At 42.4% G+C, this 19,212-nt stretch carries 18 protein-coding genes; 12 read left to right on the forward strand and 6 right to left on the reverse strand.

The window, feature by feature from the left end; translation table 11 throughout:
* The first annotated feature begins 16 nt into the window (after window positions 1-16).
* From NH462_RS19540 to NH462_RS19590, 11 genes are read left to right on the forward strand one after another with little or no spacing between them, the layout of a single operon-like run.
* Complete coding sequence (locus tag NH462_RS19540; RefSeq protein ID WP_045989866.1) at window positions 17-940, forward strand: hypothetical protein; 924 nt, start codon at window positions 17-19, stop codon at window positions 938-940.
* Window positions 941-966: 26 nt separating this feature from the next.
* Entirely contained in the window at window positions 967-2,913 is a 1,947-nt protein-coding gene (locus NH462_RS19545; RefSeq protein WP_010369056.1) for a hypothetical protein, read from the forward strand.
* Between the two features lie 56 nt (window positions 2,914-2,969).
* Window positions 2,970-3,512, forward strand: coding sequence for a hypothetical protein (locus NH462_RS19550; protein ID WP_223229695.1), 543 nt, complete (start codon window positions 2,970-2,972; stop codon window positions 3,510-3,512).
* A 28-nt stretch (window positions 3,513-3,540) separates the two neighbouring features.
* Window positions 3,541-5,931, forward strand: coding sequence for a PKD domain-containing protein (locus NH462_RS19555; RefSeq protein ID WP_010369051.1), 2,391 nt, complete (start codon window positions 3,541-3,543; stop codon window positions 5,929-5,931).
* Window positions 5,932-5,939: 8 nt separating this feature from the next.
* On the forward strand, window positions 5,940-6,452 hold the full coding sequence (locus tag NH462_RS19560) for a hypothetical protein (RefSeq protein WP_010369049.1): 513 nt from the start codon (window positions 5,940-5,942) through the stop codon (window positions 6,450-6,452).
* A 33-nt stretch (window positions 6,453-6,485) separates the two neighbouring features.
* The gene (locus NH462_RS19565) at window positions 6,486-7,142 is read left to right on the forward strand and encodes a hypothetical protein (protein WP_010369048.1); all 657 of its coding nucleotides are present in this window, start codon (window positions 6,486-6,488) and stop codon (window positions 7,140-7,142) included.
* Window positions 7,143-7,152: 10 nt separating this feature from the next.
* Complete coding sequence (locus NH462_RS19570; protein ID WP_010369046.1) at window positions 7,153-7,755, forward strand: hypothetical protein; 603 nt, start codon at window positions 7,153-7,155, stop codon at window positions 7,753-7,755.
* Window positions 7,756-7,772: 17 nt separating this feature from the next.
* Window positions 7,773-8,291 carry a hypothetical protein gene (locus tag NH462_RS19575; protein WP_119231564.1) on the forward strand — a complete coding sequence of 173 codons (519 nt, stop codon included), beginning with the start codon at window positions 7,773-7,775 and terminating at the stop codon, window positions 8,289-8,291.
* Window positions 8,291-8,818 (forward strand): hypothetical protein, encoded by a 528-nt coding sequence (locus NH462_RS19580; protein WP_253107377.1) that lies wholly within the window; start codon window positions 8,291-8,293, stop codon window positions 8,816-8,818. The genes NH462_RS19575 and NH462_RS19580 overlap by 1 nt, the downstream gene beginning before the upstream one ends.
* A gap of 12 nt (window positions 8,819-8,830) precedes the next feature.
* A complete protein-coding gene (locus NH462_RS19585) occupies window positions 8,831-9,352 on the forward strand; it encodes a hypothetical protein (RefSeq protein WP_010369040.1) in 522 nt (173 codons plus the stop codon).
* Window positions 9,352-9,867 carry a hypothetical protein gene (locus tag NH462_RS19590; RefSeq protein WP_253107379.1) on the forward strand — a complete coding sequence of 172 codons (516 nt, stop codon included), beginning with the start codon at window positions 9,352-9,354 and terminating at the stop codon, window positions 9,865-9,867. The genes NH462_RS19585 and NH462_RS19590 overlap by 1 nt, the downstream gene beginning before the upstream one ends.
* 91 nt (window positions 9,868-9,958) lie before the next feature.
* Here the strand turns inward: NH462_RS19590 and NH462_RS19595 are convergent, their stop codons facing one another.
* The 6 genes from NH462_RS19595 to pabB form a co-directional block, all read right to left on the reverse strand.
* Entirely contained in the window at window positions 9,959-10,495 is a 537-nt protein-coding gene (locus NH462_RS19595; protein WP_253107388.1) for a hypothetical protein, read from the reverse strand.
* Window positions 10,496-10,507: 12 nt separating this feature from the next.
* The gene (locus tag NH462_RS19600) at window positions 10,508-12,931 is read right to left on the reverse strand and encodes a S8 family serine peptidase (protein ID WP_253107390.1); all 2,424 of its coding nucleotides are present in this window, start codon (window positions 12,929-12,931) and stop codon (window positions 10,508-10,510) included.
* A 234-nt stretch (window positions 12,932-13,165) separates the two neighbouring features.
* A complete protein-coding gene (locus tag NH462_RS19605) occupies window positions 13,166-13,396 on the reverse strand; it encodes a hypothetical protein (protein ID WP_010369032.1) in 231 nt (76 codons plus the stop codon).
* A gap of 430 nt (window positions 13,397-13,826) precedes the next feature.
* Window positions 13,827-15,203 (reverse strand): L-serine ammonia-lyase, encoded by a 1,377-nt coding sequence (locus NH462_RS19610; RefSeq protein WP_010369030.1) that lies wholly within the window; start codon window positions 15,201-15,203, stop codon window positions 13,827-13,829.
* A 168-nt stretch (window positions 15,204-15,371) separates the two neighbouring features.
* A complete protein-coding gene (locus NH462_RS19615; RefSeq protein WP_010369028.1) occupies window positions 15,372-15,932 on the reverse strand; it encodes a CoA pyrophosphatase in 561 nt (186 codons plus the stop codon).
* Window positions 15,922-17,271: an aminodeoxychorismate synthase component I gene (gene pabB / locus NH462_RS19620; protein WP_253107392.1), complete on the reverse strand. Its 1,350-nt coding sequence runs from the start codon at window positions 17,269-17,271 to the stop codon at window positions 15,922-15,924. The genes NH462_RS19615 and pabB overlap by 11 nt, the downstream gene beginning before the upstream one ends.
* Before the next feature lie 164 nt (window positions 17,272-17,435).
* On the opposite strand from pabB, the gene NH462_RS19625 reads away from it, so the two are divergent.
* Window positions 17,436-18,962: a fumarate hydratase gene (locus NH462_RS19625; RefSeq protein WP_253107393.1), complete on the forward strand. Its 1,527-nt coding sequence runs from the start codon at window positions 17,436-17,438 to the stop codon at window positions 18,960-18,962.
* Window positions 18,963-19,212: the final 250 nt, after the last annotated feature.

The following is a 19,212-nucleotide window of genomic DNA, read 5'->3' on the forward strand; positions in this document are numbered from 1 at the left end:
ACAGAAGGAAAATCTGATGAGCAAATATTTGCTTGCTGGACTGCTATTGTCTGGCGGAATGAGTGTGCACGCAAATGCCACGGAACAAACTATATTCGATGCCAATACCATGTGTACGGCAAAGCAAACAACGGAAGGAACAAGATACTTCCCGCCTTGTGCTTATTCGCCAACACAAGTGTATGCAGAGCAAGAATTAAGCTATTCAAGCCCAAGTATAGTAAGAAATGGATTATTCAAAACTGCGATAGAGTACACCTTTCAATGTGAGTCTATTCGACCGCTATCACTTCGGTATAGTGTTGAGTCAGATGGTGTTGCGAGTATCTCTAACCGGATTTCTGGCGCTGCTTCAAGTGAATTGAATACGATCCCATTAACTCATGGATTTTCAAATTCATATATCAGCTTTGAAGCGATGAGTGGTATCACGGGGTTTCAAGCTATCAAGCCTGGTTGTAAGCTCGTTGTTAGCAAAGTCGTAACTTATCCGGAACCCACTTATTTTAATCAAGTTGCTTCAAGCTTAAGTTCTTGGAACAGTACCTTGAGCACAATGATCAATATCTCTACACCATCTACAGGGTATTTAACTTTGCTCAATAGCATTGATAATACCTTAGATACTCTGGAGTTTGTGCTATTTGAGGTTGAAGACCCAATCACGATTGAACAACTTAATTCCGATATATCTCAACTACGCGCGTCAAAACAAATCCTCGAACAAAATTGTCGAGCAGGCACATCTGCTCAGCTATGCACGGCTGAACTTGCCAATATTCGCAGCTATGCAAATAGCAGTATTTTGCTAAACGAAATGAAAGCACAAGATTTATATCGTTACATCAATAGTCAAGTCAATTGGCTTGCAGATAAGTCGATTGGTCGTGATTACAGCATGCTAAGTCTAGTTAAGAACAAGCTAGCAAGGATTCAATGATTTTTATAACCCGTAAGGAAAATGGTATGTACTTAAAAAAGTCTGTTACATCAGTTTTAGCTGTGCTACTTAGTAGTTCAGTAGCATATGCTATGCCAGATGCAACAAAAGGAAACCCTCTTGATTCACTTGGTATTCCAACGCCAGCCGGTGTTGGTGACATCACAGTTGACCACGAGAACCCAAAAACACTACATGTTGGCCCAGCAAGCAGCAAAGTTATTATTGGCGATTATGCGGAGCTTGGTTCGTCGGGACCTCAGTGCTCTGATTATAGCAAGATAAAAGCTGACGCTTACCGTCAGAAATCAACACCAGCACAACAAGAGCAAGCTTATCGTAACAGAGAGTTTGTCAGTAACTGGTATCAGTTTACTTATGCATTGCCGCGCTCATCGGTTGAAACTATAAGAAAGATCAGCGATAGCCGCGCTGAAATGGACGAATTAGCGTTTCAAAATGCGGGTACTATTGAGCGATTTAAAGCAGTAGATGCAAAGTGGAAAGGTATTGCCATTGAGCTTGGTGCTTTAGAAGATGAGTTTGATACGCTAGATAAGGCGCAAGCTACTGAGACAAATACCTGTATCGTCTCTTACTCTACTAACCCTACGATGCTGAGTCAGTGCATAGTGGGTGTTATCACCAAATATCAAGCACCAAAGGCTGCCGTAACTGCAGAAATTGACCGAGTGAAACAAGATAGAGCGGCAATTCGTGATGAATACTACGAAGCAAAGGGCCTTTATGACGCGTATGAAGATAAAATCACACGCTTAGATAGTTCGCTTGATTTTCAAACTCGATTACTCGCAGCGCAAAGTGCAATCGTGAAATCAGCTTGGGAAGTACAAACTGATGTCGTTGAAACGAGTGGTGCCAAGATCACGGGTCTTGCTAGTGCGGGCTACAACCTTTGGGAAAATGAACGCGACTTATTAGCAAGCACACTTTACCAAGCAGGGCATGGTGACTATAGCGTCAAACAGCTGGATGTATTTAACGTGCGGTTAAACTCAGGTGTGACTCAGGCCAACCCAACCGTTGAGGCGAATAACTCTCCTCTGTTCTATAAGAATGTTTGGACTTTCCCTGCCAATACTTTGGTAAACAAAGATGTATTGCGTGATTGGGCAATGCCATTTGAGCGAGAGTTGGAAGGCGACACAATTCACTTCGACACGATGGATGCTCATTCTTTTGCATCTGGTGGTATTAACTTCTTTGTAACCCGTGACGCTCGTTGTGGTGAATACTCTGAACAAATCGAAGAAGAGTATACGGGTAATGAAAATGGGGTTTCTGCATCTTGGAGTGTAAAGCGTAAGCTTTATGAACCACAACCAAACCGTAGTGTATTCGTTGCAAACCTAGGCTTAGCCTACAACTACTACGCATTCCCTGGCGAAATCAAAGGTGAGTGTTCGATTGATGTCGACCGCATGAATAGCTACTGGAGAAATGCGGGTAAATCTAAGGGATGGAGCTGGTTCAGAAGCAAAACTCGTTCATGGGATCACATTCGTGAGGAAGCAAGAGAAGAGCTTGGCATGGAATGTTCGCTAGATCTGAAACCACAATCAAATGATCCGGCATTAGCTGCAGAGATTGCTGCTAACTTAGAAGCTGAGATGTACAACGACATGTGGACAATGTTCCTGTCTGTTTACGCTGAGTCTTACGACGTAGTTTCTGATGAGCCTGTTGTTGATGACGCAGGTAAAAGCCAAGTTGGCGCGCAACTTGGTGACGGTATCACTAAGTTCTGTAAATCGGCAGTCTGTGGTTTTGCGAATGTTGTGTTGAGAACATTAGACACTATTGGTGGCTCTAAAGCACAAGGTACTACTTCGCATGTATCAACCAATTACGGAAAAATCTGGAAACGATTTAATAAACGTACTTGGACTGTTAAGGAAGGCAGCGCATTAGTTACAGCAAAAGTTTGTGTAGATAAAGCAAGCTGTAGTTAATAAAAAATGTGGGAGAGGGTTCCACTTCTCCCACAAGTTTAAAAGGAGTACCTAAAGTGAAAGTGAAACTAATTTTGACAGGTGGGTTAATCAGCGCTGCACTCATCGGTGCTGCTGTTCATTTTAAATTACAAGACACGCCTATTGAAACCCTCAAGGTAAGCGTACCAAAACGCGCAGATAGTCCAGCAAAGGAGCTGGAACACAAAGACATTACCGCGAACGGTAAGTCAGAAGAAACAAAAATAGAAGCAGTAAAACAAGTAGAGCCAACGCTGAGTGCTCAACAACTACTAGAAGTTGATATGAGTAAGGAAGAGGAATATTACAGCTTTTTACTCGAAAACTTTCCCGAATTAAAGCAAGAAATTAGTGAGTATCGCCAGAGTGTTGGTGAGCAAAGAGAAAAAGTGCTGGGTTACAAAGAGAAAATTGCCAACCGCAATCAACAAATCTCTCAGTATGGTAGTACTTCGGCTTCATTAGATAGCATGCTCAAAGCAGAACGAGATGAGTTACTCCTGAGTGCAAACGTACTGGGGAAAAAAGCGCAAGAGCTCAATGAGTCGATTAGATTAGCCGCTGCAAGATATAACTAAAAGTTGTAGTTATAAAAGGAATTACATTTTGAATTTTAAAAAAGTTTACATCGCTGTTGTAACAGCAAACCTACTCGCTTGTGGTGGAAGCGATGCCGCCACTATCAATGCAGTCGAAGCTGGGCAAATGACAGACATCACGCAACCTCAAGCGTATTTACATGCTTCAGCTGAAAATTTGTTTTTATATCAGAATATTACGCTTGATGCTTCCTCAAGTACCGACACGCAAAGTGAGTTAACTTTTTCTTGGCATATCGCAGATAGCCAAGGTGGCATAGTTGAGAGGGTAGAAGCGGTCGATTCTGTTATCCAATATCGTCCTACCACCGCTGGCAATTTTAGTGGCGTGGTCACAGTCACTGATAGTGCTGGAAATAGCGATACTGCAAAAGTTGATTTTGTGGTGAGTGAAGAGTCAGTGATTGCGTTGGACTTGGGCCCTGATTTTGATTCTAAGAAAGGGAACAGTATTACGCTGAGCGCCAGAGAATCAGTTTCACAAGCAGGAGCCATTGAACATGCCGTATGGTCAATTACGGCTGCACCACAAAACTCGACTGCAAACCAAGCTAGTCCCTTATCTGAACTGGAAAGCACCTTTATTTTTGATGAAGTTGGTCATTATGAGATAGGGGTACAGGTGACGGATGAAGATAACAATATTGTGACTGATACTGTGTCTGTTAAAGTTTCTGACCGAAGGCAAAATGCAGCACCACAAGCCGACATTTTTGGTCTACGTACGCAAGTAAAACCTAACGAGATGCTGTTGCTAGATGGGTCAAATAGTTATGACCCTGATGTTACCGACTTATTGATATATTCATGGAAAATAATCGAAAAGCCTAGTGGAAGCTTTGTTCGCCTGAGTTCACCGTTCGATGAGCAAGTAGCTGTCAGCGCGACAAAAGTTGGTGACTATACTGTCCAACTGAATGTTAAAGATCTTGGCGGCCTATCCAGCGACGCGTTATATCACTTTACGGTGAGTAATGCTGATCAACCACCAATTGCTATGTTGGGTGCTGATATTTCAGCGACTCAAGGAGAGGTGGTTAATTTGTCCTGCGATGCATGTATTGATCCTGAACAAGCAGAGCTTAGTGGGCAGTGGAAACTGACGATTAGACCTTCTGGGAGTTCTGCAAATATTATTGGTAAAGAGCAGCTACTCGGAGCAACATTAACGCCTGATTTAGCGGGAATATACGGTATCAAGGCGTTAGTATCAGATGGCGTATCGCAATCTTGGTCGAATACACAACTTATCAATGTCAGCTCAAGCGGTGAGAGTAAACCTTCAGCGTTTATTGCTCCAATCTCAGACATTACCTTGGGTGAAAGTATCGTACTCGACGGTTCACAAAGTCGTGATCCAGAAGGGATGCCTTTGTCCTATATTTGGCGCATCGCCAAACAGCCTGGCTCTGATACTTTGCCAGCGCTGCAAGACGCTAAAATAGAGTTTACGCCTTCCGCTTTAGGTAGTTATCAAATTGAACTGAAGACTTTTGATGGTGCTCTATATTCAGAGGCGACATCGGTGACGTTTAATGTAACGGATAACCAATCGCCGATTATTCAAATTAAAGAACCATTAGAGACGGAAGTTCAAGTTGGCCAGTTGGTCAGCATTGATGCTTCACAAAGTTATGACCCAGAAGGACAAGCACTAAGTTACAGTTGGAAGCTGATAGGTCCAAACAATGACGTATTGACCGGTAATGAAAACACTAGCCTATTTTCGTTTACACCTGATTTGGCTGGGGTTTACAGAGTTGAGTTGGTCGTTAATGACACAGACGGTGCGAGTGCTAATCGCAACTTCGAATTTACCGTATTAGATTCTCCACAGCTAATCTATGGTTCAGTTAAAGGTCGACTAGTCAATAGCCAGTTACGAGGCATAGCCGATGTTAATTTAGCTATCAACGGTATGTCCGTCGTAACGGACAATCTCGGCGGGTTTTCTACCAGCGTACAGTTGGCTCGTGGTGAGAGAGTGATAATAAAAACGGCCGACGATAAAGTTATCAATGCCACTTATCAATCAGCATCACAACTCAACGATGGTTTCCAAATTTCGCTGGGTGAGGCATTTGTGCCGGTGATGCAACCTGTAAGACAGCATGTTTGGAGCTGTTTCGGTTATCAAGGTCAGAGCCAAATTAATATTAAATATGAGCTGGTTGATAGCTTTCCTGCAAGCAGCCCTTTTGTATTTGACTACAACAAAACGATAAGCGTACCGCTGAACAAGAGGCAAGAAATGTCTTTTCCCGCAACAGCTACTTACCGCATCACGCCTGCTGAAAGCGACACTTACTATGTGAGTTCCACGACTAATCGCCTTGAGGTAACGCTACTTGAAGGCTACCAGCAACCGATAGTTTATAACATTTGCAATTACAAATAAGGAAAACAATGAAATATCTATTTGCTCTTTTACTTGCGTCTTCGTCAGTGGTGCATGCTGCCGAGCCCATCTTAGTTTGGGGAACTAAGTACAGCTATAACAAAAGCGACTTTGAACCAGAAACGGTGGTTAACGGTAATATTTATACGTATACGTCAAATATAGAAATGTTGCTGGATGAATATGACGACTTTATCGGTGATTACCCTGTACTTACTTTTGATTTGAGCGCTGAAATTATGGCCGATGCAGTGCCATACCCGATACCACTTTCGTTAGTTGCTAGTTGCCAAAACGACTCTGGATATTCAGAGGCACTTGGCTTTAGTCAAAGCATTTTAATTGAAAAGTATAATTTCGTGCTGCCTGCAAGAATGAATGTTTTTAATCGTGTAAAAACAAATGGTGCCTGTAAGCAGCTTCGAATCGACATTGTCCCGCATACCGGCGAACTTATTGATTTGGACGCGATAATAAAATCTATCCGCTTCGATGCACTCATCTTATCTGATGCACAGTAATTCTAATAACTAAAGGAATAATAAGGAAAACACATGTTTAAAAAATCTTATCTTTGCGCTTCAATTGGCATAGTAATGTCTATGGGCGTATCAGCAAGCCAGATCGAAGAAACAAACGACGGGGTCGTTGGTGCGGATCTCCAATCAGGTTTAATCAATACTCCTGCGCGCCCGATTGATAGCGGCTGCTGTGATTATAGATATCCGTCACGACCTTGCCTTGAGCCTTTGTCTGATCAAAAAGTATTAACTGAAGCAGAGGTTGCTGAGAGCTTTAATCTACTGTCTGCTGAGCCTATTTATGTCGGCGGCGCTCGCTATCAATTAACCAAAAGTGACATGAAACCGATATATTCGTTTGAACCTATATATGGTCCGTGTCCTGGTAACCCGCCAGAATATATTAGAGTGCTTAAAGGGTATGAAGTTGAGCTACCGGTTGATGGTGATTTTGGTCAAGATCTGATTTATGAGGTAACAGGCAGAGCCAGTACCTCTGTGTCTATGTCAGTAAGTTGTGGAACGGGGAGTTCGGCGTTTACATTAAGCGATAGTGGAACAAAACTGATTATTTCAAAACGTCTAAATACGGGTGGAACATGCAGCAAAATGCACATCAAGGCAAAAGCAGCTAGAGGTGCATTGACTAGCCTAGATCTCACTGTTGCTGTTTATACTCCACTTCAATAAGGATATTATAATGAAAAATAAAATTCTATTTGCTTCTTTGTGCGCAGTATTGTCTTCATCTGTTATGGCATCTGGCGCTGGTTTCCCTATCGAAATAGACCCGAGACCTTGCCCTACTTCATTTGGCACAGCAGAACCAGTGACTCCAGCTCCGTTTTATACACATCAAGATATGTTAGATGTTGCCGCAAATATTACTCCACATGGCGTTTATATTGGTGGACAGCGCTACAGCTTTGATATTCAATATTTTGCACCTGTTTATGACGTGTATTACGACAGAATATTCAACCAAGAAATGCAATATATCAGTTCATATAAGGCGCAATTTATAGTTGATGGCGATTTTGGGCAGTTACTTAACTTTGATATATCAGGTAGCTTGAGTGAGAAAGGTAATATTACGGTTTCATGTGGTGACTTCCGCGCGTCAGCATACGGAACACGTAGTATACAAGTGAATAAACAGCAGCGTACAGGCGGAAGCTGTGACATTATGACAATCACCGTCGCGGCAGACAAAGCACGGTGTCCACGTTTGGGTGTACCGCCAGCAAGCGCTGAAATGGATTCGATGAACTTTACAGTTATCATTTCAGAAAACCTCGACTGAGTGCTAAGGAAAAGAACATGATAAAAACAAAGAAGTGGCCACTATGGCTACTTGCTTTACCTTTGGCGGCTGCAGCGAATACAGAAAGCTCAGCTACTGCGGTAATTATTGATAACGGTATAAAGCAGCTGCAAATTGCAGATTTTACTCCAATCACATCGAGTTGGGCTGGCAGAAATGTGATTACAGGCTATGAAGCCTTATTGGACGTAGATAACAGTAGCGGCGCCGATAGTTTGTTATTTAATGCAACAGCTGAACTCTCTGCCACTTGGTTTGCTGCAAATTTCATTGCGGATATTAATATCACTTGTAGTGGTATACCTGTGGGTTATGACCTCGCCCAAGGCTATCGAGCACATCGCTATTCTATTCCCGGTCAGGTACAGATATCTGAGTTAAGAAAAGGAGTAAGTGACTGCAAGCAAATTAAAATTAACATCTCTAAGCGAGGGTCACTCAGTCGTCAATTTTTCACTCAGATAGAAAGTATAGATTTTGATTTGAGTATTGAAAGTATCAAAGGAGCAAAGTGATGACCTCTAAGTCAATTATAATTGCGGCGATGCTATTTTCAGGTGTGTCTGCCAATGCTCAAGCTAACTCAGTACCTTTTAGTGATGCAGAGATGACGGTAAGCGACAAGGGATACACGTTGTCCATTGCGCCGCTACAATTTGAGGGTAATCGACACTTATCTATTGAACTTGAAGTAAGTGGAGTTAAAACGATAAGTCGTCAAAGTATCTCTGTGTGCACCTATCTGCAAGCTGATGTGTGTACAGGTGCAACTCGTGAGGTGAACCATACTGAGGCCGAATTTGAGGCGCAGGTTGCACTGCGTTGCGATGACAACGTTTTGTTTGACATCACAAGCCACGACAGTGAATTTACCAACGAAAATGTGGTTGCAGACATCGCAAATATTCGCGTTGAGCAGTCTGTTTTTAGAGAAAATCTGTCAAGCTGTGAGTCTTTAACACTCAATGTGAATTTAGCTAAAGGCGACCGTGTTAGCACTGTACTTGGAAGCTATACAGTGTCTGATTCAACCTCAAACTAAGGAAAGGTGTATATGATGGTTAGAAAATTGCTTTCTGGCGTTGCTTTTTGCTGCATTAGTGCAATTACTAATGCAAACCCAGTACATGTTGGTGGTGTTATATACCAATTGGACTTCTCTGACTTTACGCCCATCACTAAACCATATGGTAGTACTACAGCAGTGGTAGGCTATGAGAAAGAGCTGTTTGTTGAGGGCGATTATGGTCAGTCTCTGCTCTATGAAGTTGATGGAGAGATTAAGACCAAATGGTTTGCCGGCAATATGCTTGCTTCAATGTTTGTCAGTTGCAGTGATGCAACCAATGATCCTAGTTCTGAGCAAATAATTGGGGCGACTTTTGCCTTTGGAGTGAGGTATGACCAAGTATCCTATACCGCAAAGCCAAGAGTCAGTGAGATCCGTAATACAGCGGGTCAGTGTAAAAAGATGAAAATCCGAATTAATAAAGAGGGTAATTTAAGCCGTCAGTTTTACACGATTTATACCGATATGAAGCTGCGAGTTAAAGTCATCGAAGTGGTAGGTGGCTAATGAGCAAGTTATATTGTTCACTTGTATTATTTGGCAGTATCGCGGTGAGTACTCACTGTGTTGCACTACCAACTGTTATTACTGGTGAAACCATTAATTTGACTAAATCCGACTTTGCCGTTATCAAAGAGCGATATAGTGTTAAAGATGGCGAACCCCAGTATGCTGAAACTGGATATGAGTTTCCCTTTGAGACACTCATTATCGGCCAAAACAGCATATTGGACTTTAACCTCAGCGGTTCAGTAAATAGTGCGTGGTATTCGTCTAACTTTGCAATGGACTTTCAGTTGTATTGTGAAAATACCTTAGTTGCTGAAGATAGGGCGTTTGGTGTTCGATATCAGCAGGTTAGCTATTCGGCGACGCCATATATCAATACTAGATCAATAGCGGTACCAGATGGTTGTGGATCTGGGAAGTTGGTCTTAACAAAGGTTGGGAATTTATCGCGTGCTTTTTATACACGTATACAAGATATCAACCTTAATTTGACTATCAACAAACCATACTAGCGCTACGTTTATTTAGTGGTAGTCAAAGACAACAAGGCCAGCTCTGAATTATTGTAGAGCTGGCCTTCTTTTAGTGTGGCAACAGTCTTACTTAGAACGCTCGCTCTAAGCTGCCAAGTAACTCAACCTCAGCAACTGCAACTTGTTCTAACTTGCTTAGTTCCAGTGCAAGCTTATTCAGTTCAATATTATTTGATCTTGGTTTAACTAGAGCAATCTTATTTTCGAAGTCTCGTAAAATAATGAGATCGAACTTGTTTGCAATACTTTGCAGGTCACCATTATACTTAATTTCCAGATTGCCAGAAACTACCCGCTTGTTTCCTTGCTTGTCGGAAAGTACATCTCCTTTATAATAACCAACTTTGCGTATCGAGGCTGATTTTACATAGGCAATATCATGATGCACTCTAACTGTCTTTTCGGGTGCTGCAATCGCAGCTGGTAGAGCCTTTAGTCTTGCTTCTTTAGTTAAAACTGCGGTTTCAGCGGTATCTTTTACTTTTTTCAACGTTGCTACATCAACGGCTTTTAGTTCTAATGGCTTAAGCTCAGAGGTCATGACGTTTGCTAGTGTGTTCATTGAAATTACTGAGACAGAAGCCAAAAATAGTTTTTTTACATTCATTTTAATTACCTCTTACTTACGCCCGATAACTCTTAAACCCCAACCCTCAAGAGTCGAAGGTTCTGAGTTTGCAAATACAATACTCGCTTTATTAGCCCTATTTAAATAGTTTACTTGGTCCGGCTTATCAGTGTCCACGGCTCTTACAGTCCAAGTCCCCTTTGCCTGCTCACCATAAAATGCATTGCTCAAAAAGTGTACTGAAGGTAGTTGCACATAGCCTGAACGATAGTAACCATCTAGGATTGCGGGCATTAAGTGGGCATGTTTAGACGCAAGTACAATTGCCTTGGTACCCGATGGAGAAGTTACTTCAAGTGCTAGATCAGTACCAGCAGAGCTCGCGGTATCACCAGGAATACTTGGATTATTATATAGTGCCATTTCTGGGTTTGAAATCGTAAAGCGGAACTGCATCGACTCTACCGTCATTTCATCATCTAATACGATATTATGTGTAACACCTTGTGCATCGTTATCTGGAATCGTAAGGTTCAAACTTGGGGTTGTTGGTGCGACAAGTTCAGGGAACCCATTAGCATCGATTTTGGTTTCCAATATTTGACTACCAGCATCGATCCACTCAGAGGAAATTTGTGTGCCTAAGTCGGTCTTGTAGTTCATCGCCATTTTGACTGCTTTGCCTGCATTCGCAAGGCCAAACCCATAGTAGTTATTAAAATGGTAACCTGCAGCATTTTTCACCCAACCTAAATGTGCAATGAATTCGCCGGTTGGTGTTGTTAATTTAACTTGACTATTTTCTGGGTCATTCTTGACCGCTGTCGTAGCTAAAATATGACGAATGTCTCTTGCACTCAGATCTGGATTGGCCTCAAGTATCAAAGCAATCACACCAGAGGTGTTAGGAGCGGCTGAAGAAGTACCATTCATTGTATTTGTATAATTGCAGTTTGCATTCTGTGGATGGCCAGGGTAATTGAAGTTGGCAAAGGCCTCAACAAATGCTTGCGAGCCATACTGGTACAGCTCTTCTACTCCTGCAAAGCTTGAATAGCCTTCCAAGCATGTCATCTCGTCTGTTGTGACCATCGCAGGAGCAAATGCCCCGTATTCACCACCTGGAGCTGAAATAAATAGAGCACTACCAGCAGAAGAGTAACTCGACTTCTTACCATTTGCAGCAACAGCTGCAACTGTTAAGCTATGCGGCGAGCGGCTGGCTTGAGAAACGTTTACATCAATACAGCCTAATCCGATACTGGCGACATTCGTTCTTTTACAGTAGTCACCATTATGTGAACCATTAACAAACTCGTTCCCAGCAGCGACGATACTTAAGGCTCCTTTACCGTCTCTTAGAGTTGAAGGTGCATAGGCGAAGAGTGATTCTCTAACTTCGTTTTCTGGTAAAAAATGGGCAGGGCTATAGCCATAGCTTCTGTTAAATAAGACATTTTCATCTTTACGGATACCGCTACCATCCATGCCGTGAATAATGGCTAAATCTATTAGGCCACCGCGTTGATAATCTAAGTAGTTAATACTAATAAGGCTTGAGTCCGGAGCTACACCTCGCCCGCCGAGTCCATTCCACCCCTTAGCTGCGATTAACCCTGAAACAGCGGTGCCGTGCGCTTCAATATCATTTTTTTCGTATACTTCTTCGATATTACCGTCTTTGTCTTCTTGCTCAGTCCAATATCCTGTCATAGTCGGATCGGTAGGATCGCTTGCATTCGGAAGAAGGTTAATTGAACGACCTGAAAGTACATTATCGCTCAAATCTTCATGGCCGATATTTGTGCCGTGGTCAACAACTACGGAAATGATGCCTTTACCTGTGATCCCTAACGCATGTGCTTCTGCGACATTTAGGTCGTTACCTGCTATTTTGCTACCTACGAATGAATCTCTAAGTTTTTGTTCTTCGGCTTTGAGCTCATCTTCAGATGCAGAACTACCCAGTCTACGTTTGGCCATTTGTTCTACGAGCACTTCGCTTTGTGAGAATGCTGACTGTTCAGTGTTTCTTAAATGCCACTGTTGGTTTGCAAGCGGATCTGTAATTGATGCTGGGATCTCAATGCTACCATTTGCAGATTTACCTTTGGCTGTAACGGTATATTTAATTGTTGCTGCTTCGCCTGTAAGCGGCAAGTAATCAAACGTAGAGATACTCTTTAGTGTTAAAACACCGTGTGGCAATGTATAAACATTGTCTACCGGTGTTATCTCAGTTTCGCCATCAAATATTGCGATTGAAAGGTTATCACTATCTGGATCTGAAGCCTGAATTGTACCTGAAATGGTCTGCCAGTGTTTCACATTCTCTAGCTGAGTCACACCAGCTTGAGGTGAACGGTCAACTTGTTGCGCAGTGTTGCCATTATCTTTATCACTGCCACCACAGGCTGATAGGGCTAAAACTATCGCTGTCGATAGCGCCGTGTATTTAAATTTATTGTTATTCATGTTATTTACCTTTGTACTCTTTACGGCAACAAATGTACTCAAGTAAATTTATGTTAGCAATTTTATAATTTATTTGTTTGTAATAACGATGTGAATAAAAATTATTTTTTATTCATACTTTCAAGTAGTTAATGGCATTGAAAACGAATGTAAATGGTAGCTGAGAAAGATGAAAAAACAAACAGGTTAGAGGAGTATTTAACCTGTTTGTCTGTAATCATTGGCGGGAAGCTATTATAAATTGTTGATATCCTTTTTAACTTGATAACCTTCGTCGGTCACAATCTGCTCAAGAATGGCAACTCTTGATTTCAAAGCATTAAGCTCTGTGTGCAACTGGTCTCGTTCTTTTTGGCTTTGCGAATCTAACTTTTTGTATTCTAAACGGCGTTTATACATTTCGCTAAGTATGCCTCCACCAACGCTAATAAGTACAATTAAAAAAACCATCGTAGTGCCGGACATAATCAATTTACTCCTTTTTGTTGATAATTGATGTTGATATTTAGCTTAGTCGTATTTTATCCATCTATTACCGTATGGATGTAAATAGCCTGAATTTCTGATAATGCTTATTTATCATGGATCTTGTAGAAATTATTCCATGGTTACTACATATTGCCTTGACTAAATGACAATAGATACTTTTGCGTTTGCAAGGTGATTAAGTGCTGTCACCATAAAAACTCTATTGTTGTAACAGGCAGTTGCTATATAAAGGTTTTGACCACAATGCGCTATTTTACCGCTTACTCTGGTCTAAAGTTAATTATTCATGCTTATAAAGAGTAAACTAAAATCAGTAATTTAATCTGTATACACCATAAAAAATGGCATCATGATTTGCCATCATGATGCCATTAAGTCATCTATAAAGTGAACTGACAATTGTCAGTTAGCACTCAATAATATTTACTGCCAATCCACCGCGTGCGGTTTCTTTGTACTTGGTTTTCATGTCGTTACCGGTATCAAGCATCGTTTTAATCACTTTATCTAGTGATACTTTTTGATCGCCCGTACCGCGTAAAGCAAGGCGAGATGCGTTAATAGCTTTAATAGAGCCCATCGCATTACGCTCAATACACGGAACTTGCACAAGCCCACCGACAGGGTCGCAGGTAAGACCCAGATTATGCTCCATACCAATCTCGGCGGCATTCTCGACGTGTATAACGTTACCACCCATTATTTCGGTTAGCGCGCCAGCAGCCATTGAGCACGCAACACCTACTTCACCTTGACATCCTACTTCAGCACCAGAAATTGAGGCATTCTTTTTATATAAGATCCCAATTGCCGCTGCGGTAAGTAGATAACGTGTGGCAATCTCTATATCCACTTCTTTGATAAAAGTGTGATAGTACATTAACACCGCTGGAAGAATACCAGCTGCACCATTGGTTGGTGCGGTCACTACGCGGCCGCCCGCTGCATTTTCTTCGTTGACTGCCAGTGCAAACAAATCCACCCAATCCATTGCGCGCAGTGGATCTTGGTGCGTTTCTACACTGAGTTTTAAATACAGGCTAGGTGCACGACGACGAACCTTTAAACCGCCTGGTAAAATACCTTCGGTTTTCATACCACGTTCAATACACGCTTTCATTACTTGCCAGATGTGGAATAGCGTTTCTTTGATTTCAGATTCTTTACGTAGCGTTTTCTCGTTGGCCATCATTAACGAAGACACACTAAGCCCAGACTCTTTACACATTTCCAGTAGCTCAGCGGCTGAATTGAATGGATAAGGTGCCGGGTTTTCTGTTCTGATATCTAGCGCTGCTTGCTTTTCAGCTTCAAAATTCTGATCGGTAACGATAAAGCCACCACCAATCGAATAGTAAATTTGGCTATGAGCAAGCTCTTCGCCTTTGTACGCTTTTATTTCCATTGCATTGGAGTGCTTAGGCAGCGTTTTGCGACGGTGAAAAACAATCGCGCCTTGCTTAGGAAATTTTACTTTATGTTGCTTGTCGAGATAGATAACCTGTTCATTTTCTATGGTTTCTAAGATCTCTGGTACTAGATCTGCATCTATGGTCTCAGGGTCGTAACCCGCAAGTCCCAAAATAACAGCTTTGCCAGAGCCGTGGCCAATACCTGTTTGGCCTAAAGAACCGAACAGTTCCACTTTCACCGAAGTGATATCATCAACGATGCCTTGTGCCTGAAGGTCTTGTACGAATAACCTAGAAGCACGCATTGGTCCCACTGTATGAGAGGAAGAAGGGCCAATACCGATACTAAACATATCGAATGCACTGATCATAAATTTTACTCACATTGCCTTTAAAACGGACGCCATCATAACGTGTCTACTTAGGGAAGTAACCCATAATCGGCAAAAGTATATGCCAGCTTTGCAGTAAGCGTGATAGAAAGGTCTCTAATCTGCAAGGTGGAGGGGGATTTTAAAAAAGGTCTTACCAGTTAAGAGCTAAAATAGGGCGGTGAACTGTTTGACGATTTTTGCCGTTGCGCCCCACAGTAAACCGTGCGGTGTCATAAACCCGTCGAGTGAAACTGGTTTGCCTTTATTGGTAAAATGGAAAGTTCGCCAATTCTTGGCCGTGCTTAATTGGTTTAATGGCACTGTAAAGGTTTGTTGCACTTCGTCGCTTTGATTCACCCAAGTCGCATCTTGTTGTACAGAAGCAACAACGGGGGTGATTTGGTAGCCGGTTAGCGTTTGCATAAACGGCAATATGCCCAGTACTTGAGACTCAGAGATTGTCAGACCTATCTCTTCTTCGGTTTCGCGCAGTGCTGTATTGATGATATTGCTATCTTGTTGTTCGACTTTGCCGCCAGGAAAGCAAATTTGACTCGGGTGGCTCGGCAATTCGCTGCTGCGTTTGCAAAACAACAGGTGGGCTCGAGTGTTTACATCAACAATAGGAATAAGCACCGCACTTTGCTTTAGAGTATGCAGTGTAGTTGGTGTTTGCGCCATGATGGGCGCCAGCATAAATTGCGATATAACCTGATCAATCTTCATTCAATACCGGGAGGATTTTATTCACTTTGTGGTAAGTCTCTTCAAATTCCAACTGTACTTGAGAGTCTTTGACTATACCACCACCTGCCCAGCAATGTATCTTATTTTGATGACAAACTAGGGTTCTGATAGTGATAGAGGTATCCATATTACCACAGGCGCTAAGGTAGCCGATTGAGCCGCAATAAACGCTGCGTCTGTGCGGCTCTAGCTCTTCGATGATCTCCATGGCGCGGATCTTAGGGGCACCTGTTATGGAGCCGCCAGGGAAGGCCGCTTCGAGTTGATCAACAGCACATTTACCCTCTGCTAGTTTAGACGTTACCGTGCTGACTAGATGGTGAACAGCAGGAAAGCTCTCGATTGCGAAGAGTGATGGAACTGCGACGGAACCTGGCTCCGCTACCTTACCCAAGTCATTACGTAGTAGGTCTACTATCATGACATTCTCGGCTCGGTCTTTGCTGCTGTTTCGCAGTTTTTCAGCTTGCGCTTTATCGGCGTCAGTATTTGGTAACCTTGGCAAGGTGCCCTTAATCGGCTTAGTTTCTACAATATTGTCTTTAACTTGGATGAAGCGCTCTGGTGACACGGAAACAATGGCACTATCGCCCAAGTTAAAAAATGCTGAGAAAGGTGCTTGGTTGTGGTTTCGAAGCTTTTTATACGCTAACCACGGCGCGCCGGAAAAGCTCGCACTGAATCGTTGTGCTAGGTTTATTTGATAGCAGTCGCCACTTAGCAAATAAGATTGAATGCGCTCAAAATTTTGCTCGTATTGTGTTCTACTCATGTTTGACTGCCACTGTGACGTCAGTCTAAATGGCTCGAACGCTGAGGCGTCTTTGAGCCGCTGCAAATACATTTCTAGCCTTTGTGTATTAGGTTGTGACACATAAAACCAAGCTTTGAGTACTTTGTCATGAATTAACGCGTCTGGATACAAGCCAACACAGGCGTCGGGTAGCTTAATATCATGTTCTGCACAATGTGGTATGTGTTCAATATAACGGCCGAGATCATAGCCAAAATAACCAAGCCAACCGCCATTAAAAGGTAAATCATGGGGAGCACTGCAATTACTAAACTGGGCAAGCTTATCTTTCATCATAGTGAAAATAGAACTACTCTGCAGCTGGCCGTCTAAAAATACATTTCCGTCTTTAGCTTCAAGTAAATTAATTGGTGCAAGCGCAATGATATCGTAGCGGCTATTGATGTGATTAGAATCGCTGGAATCTAACAGGATAGCCTGAGATTCGTTTGCAAAGTGTTCAAATAATTCTAGTGCATTGTGCCTAATGTCTAATTTCGTACAGTTTATTCGCTCGTTTATCATTTACTTGACCTGCAAAGCTAGCCCCAAACGGGCGGGGAGGTTATCATAGTTACCTGCTATTCCATAGTTTAAGGTATTGAAATTGACTTTCTAACGCTGAATAACAACAATTGCCAGCGAAAGTTTCAATACCAAAAAATACCGTCGAAAATTGAGGAACCGTCATGAGTACAATCCGTCAGCAAGACTTTATTGATAGCATTGAAGATGCGCTTCAATATATCTCATTTTACCACCCACTTGATTTTGTCCAAGCATTAGAAAAAGCCTACGAAAAAGAAGAAAGTAAGGCCGCGAAAGATGCAATTGCACAGATCTTAATTAACTCACGTATGTCAGCAGAAGGTAAGCGTCCGCTGTGTCAAGACACAGGGATCGTCACCTGCTTTGTTAAAGTCGGTATGGACGTTAAGTGGGATAAAACAGACTTGACGGTACAACAAATGGTAGATGAGGGAACTCGTCGTGCCTACATGAATCCAGATAACCCACTACGTGCATCAATCGTTGCCGATCCGGCTGGTAGCCGTAAAAACACCAAAGACAATACGCCTTCGGTAGTACACATTGACTTAGTACCTGGTGCTGAAGTTGAAGTGATGATTGCAGCGAAGGGTGGCGGCTCTGAAAACAAAACTAAAATGGTGATGCTAAACCCATCAGATGATGTTGCTGAATGGGTAGAAAAAACATTACCGACAATGGGCGCTGGTTGGTGTCCTCCGGGTATGCTAGGTATAGGTATCGGTGGTACAGCAGAAAAAGCGGCTGTATTGGCAAAAGAATCTTTAATGGATCCGGTTGATATCCATGAGCTAATGGAACGTGGCGCCGAAACTGCAGAAGAAAAGCTGCGTCTAGATATTTTTGAACGTGCAAATAAGCTAGGCATTGGCGCACAAGGCCTTGGTGGTTTAACAACCGTTGTTGACGTTAAAATCAAAACAGCACCAACACACGCAGCGTCTAAGCCAGTGGTAATGATCCCTAACTGTGCGGCTACACGCCACGTACATTTCACACTAGATGGTTCAGGTCCTGCAGATCTAAAAGCACCAAAGCTCGAAGATTGGCCAGAAGTGACTTGGGAAGTGGGTGAAGATACGCGTCGCGTCAATCTAGATACTTTGACCAAAGCAGATATCCAAGAATGGAAAATGGGTGAAACGGTGTTGCTTTCAGGCAAGATCTTAACTGGTCGAGATGCAGCGCATAAACGCCTGCAAGAAATGATGAATTCTGGTCAAGGCTTGCCAGAAGGTGTCGATTTTACTAATAAGTTCATCTATTACGTGGGTCCAGTGGATGCTGTTGGCGATGAAGTAGTGGGACCTGCAGGTCCTACCACATCTACACGTATGGATAAGTTTACTGATCTAATGTTAGAGAAAACGGGTCTTATCGGCATGATTGGTAAAGCCGAGCGCGGTCCAGCAACTGTCGAGTCAATCAAACAAAATAAAGCCGTGTACCTTATGGCTGTAGGCGGCGCAGCGTACTTGGTGGCTAAGGCAATTAAGAAATCACGTGTTGTAGCGTTTGAAGACTTAGGTATGGAAGCTATTTACGAGTTTGAAGTAGAGGACATGCCGGTGACGGTTGCTGTTGATAGCAATGGTGAGAATGCGCATACCCAAGGCCCAGCAATTTGGAAAGCACGAATTGAAGAGTTAGATAGCAAACTTAGTTAATCAGCTATACATTGATGGAGAGTACAAAATAGGTACTTTCCACTTCAAACATTCGGTTTCAGTGTTAAGTTGGGAGCCGAAGTACTACTTAGGAGGCTATACGCCTCCTTTTTTGTATGGATATGTTTACAATGACTGTTTACCTTCCGTTTACGTAAACAGTAACTTCAGAAAAGTTCAATAACTTGAATTAAAATTCCTCTATTTAATTTTCTAATGGTTTGTTTTTTCTCATATGGTTTTTTTATTA

This window comes from Pseudoalteromonas sp. OANN1 (assembly GCF_024124685.1).
Lineage (GTDB): Bacteria > Pseudomonadota > Gammaproteobacteria > Enterobacterales > Alteromonadaceae > Pseudoalteromonas > Pseudoalteromonas piscicida.

Excerpts from the sequence above, each read along its gene's own strand:
- NH462_RS19605 (WP_010369032.1), bottom strand. The coding sequence starts at position 13,396 with ATGTCCGGCACTACGATGGTTTTTTTAATTGTACTTATTAGCGTTGGT.
- NH462_RS19570 (WP_010369046.1), top strand. The coding sequence starts at position 7,153 with ATGAAAAATAAAATTCTATTTGCTTCTTTGTGCGCAGTATTGTCTTCA.
- NH462_RS19540 (WP_045989866.1), top strand. The coding sequence starts at position 17 with ATGAGCAAATATTTGCTTGCTGGACTGCTATTGTCTGGCGGAATGAGT.
- NH462_RS19575 (WP_119231564.1), top strand. The coding sequence starts at position 7,773 with ATGATAAAAACAAAGAAGTGGCCACTATGGCTACTTGCTTTACCTTTG.
- NH462_RS19560 (WP_010369049.1), top strand. The coding sequence starts at position 5,940 with ATGAAATATCTATTTGCTCTTTTACTTGCGTCTTCGTCAGTGGTGCAT.
- NH462_RS19625 (WP_253107393.1), top strand. The coding sequence starts at position 17,436 with ATGAGTACAATCCGTCAGCAAGACTTTATTGATAGCATTGAAGATGCG.
- NH462_RS19595 (WP_253107388.1), bottom strand. The coding sequence starts at position 10,495 with ATGAATGTAAAAAAACTATTTTTGGCTTCTGTCTCAGTAATTTCAATG.
- NH462_RS19585 (WP_010369040.1), top strand. The coding sequence starts at position 8,831 with ATGATGGTTAGAAAATTGCTTTCTGGCGTTGCTTTTTGCTGCATTAGT.
- NH462_RS19590 (WP_253107379.1), top strand. The coding sequence starts at position 9,352 with ATGAGCAAGTTATATTGTTCACTTGTATTATTTGGCAGTATCGCGGTG.
- NH462_RS19600 (WP_253107390.1), bottom strand. The coding sequence starts at position 12,931 with ATGAATAACAATAAATTTAAATACACGGCGCTATCGACAGCGATAGTT.
- NH462_RS19610 (WP_010369030.1), bottom strand. The coding sequence starts at position 15,203 with ATGATCAGTGCATTCGATATGTTTAGTATCGGTATTGGCCCTTCTTCC.
- pabB (WP_253107392.1), bottom strand. The coding sequence starts at position 17,271 with ATGATAAACGAGCGAATAAACTGTACGAAATTAGACATTAGGCACAAT.
- NH462_RS19545 (WP_010369056.1), top strand. The coding sequence starts at position 967 with ATGTACTTAAAAAAGTCTGTTACATCAGTTTTAGCTGTGCTACTTAGT.
- NH462_RS19565 (WP_010369048.1), top strand. The coding sequence starts at position 6,486 with ATGTTTAAAAAATCTTATCTTTGCGCTTCAATTGGCATAGTAATGTCT.
- NH462_RS19580 (WP_253107377.1), top strand. The coding sequence starts at position 8,291 with ATGACCTCTAAGTCAATTATAATTGCGGCGATGCTATTTTCAGGTGTG.
- NH462_RS19615 (WP_010369028.1), bottom strand. The coding sequence starts at position 15,932 with ATGAAGATTGATCAGGTTATATCGCAATTTATGCTGGCGCCCATCATG.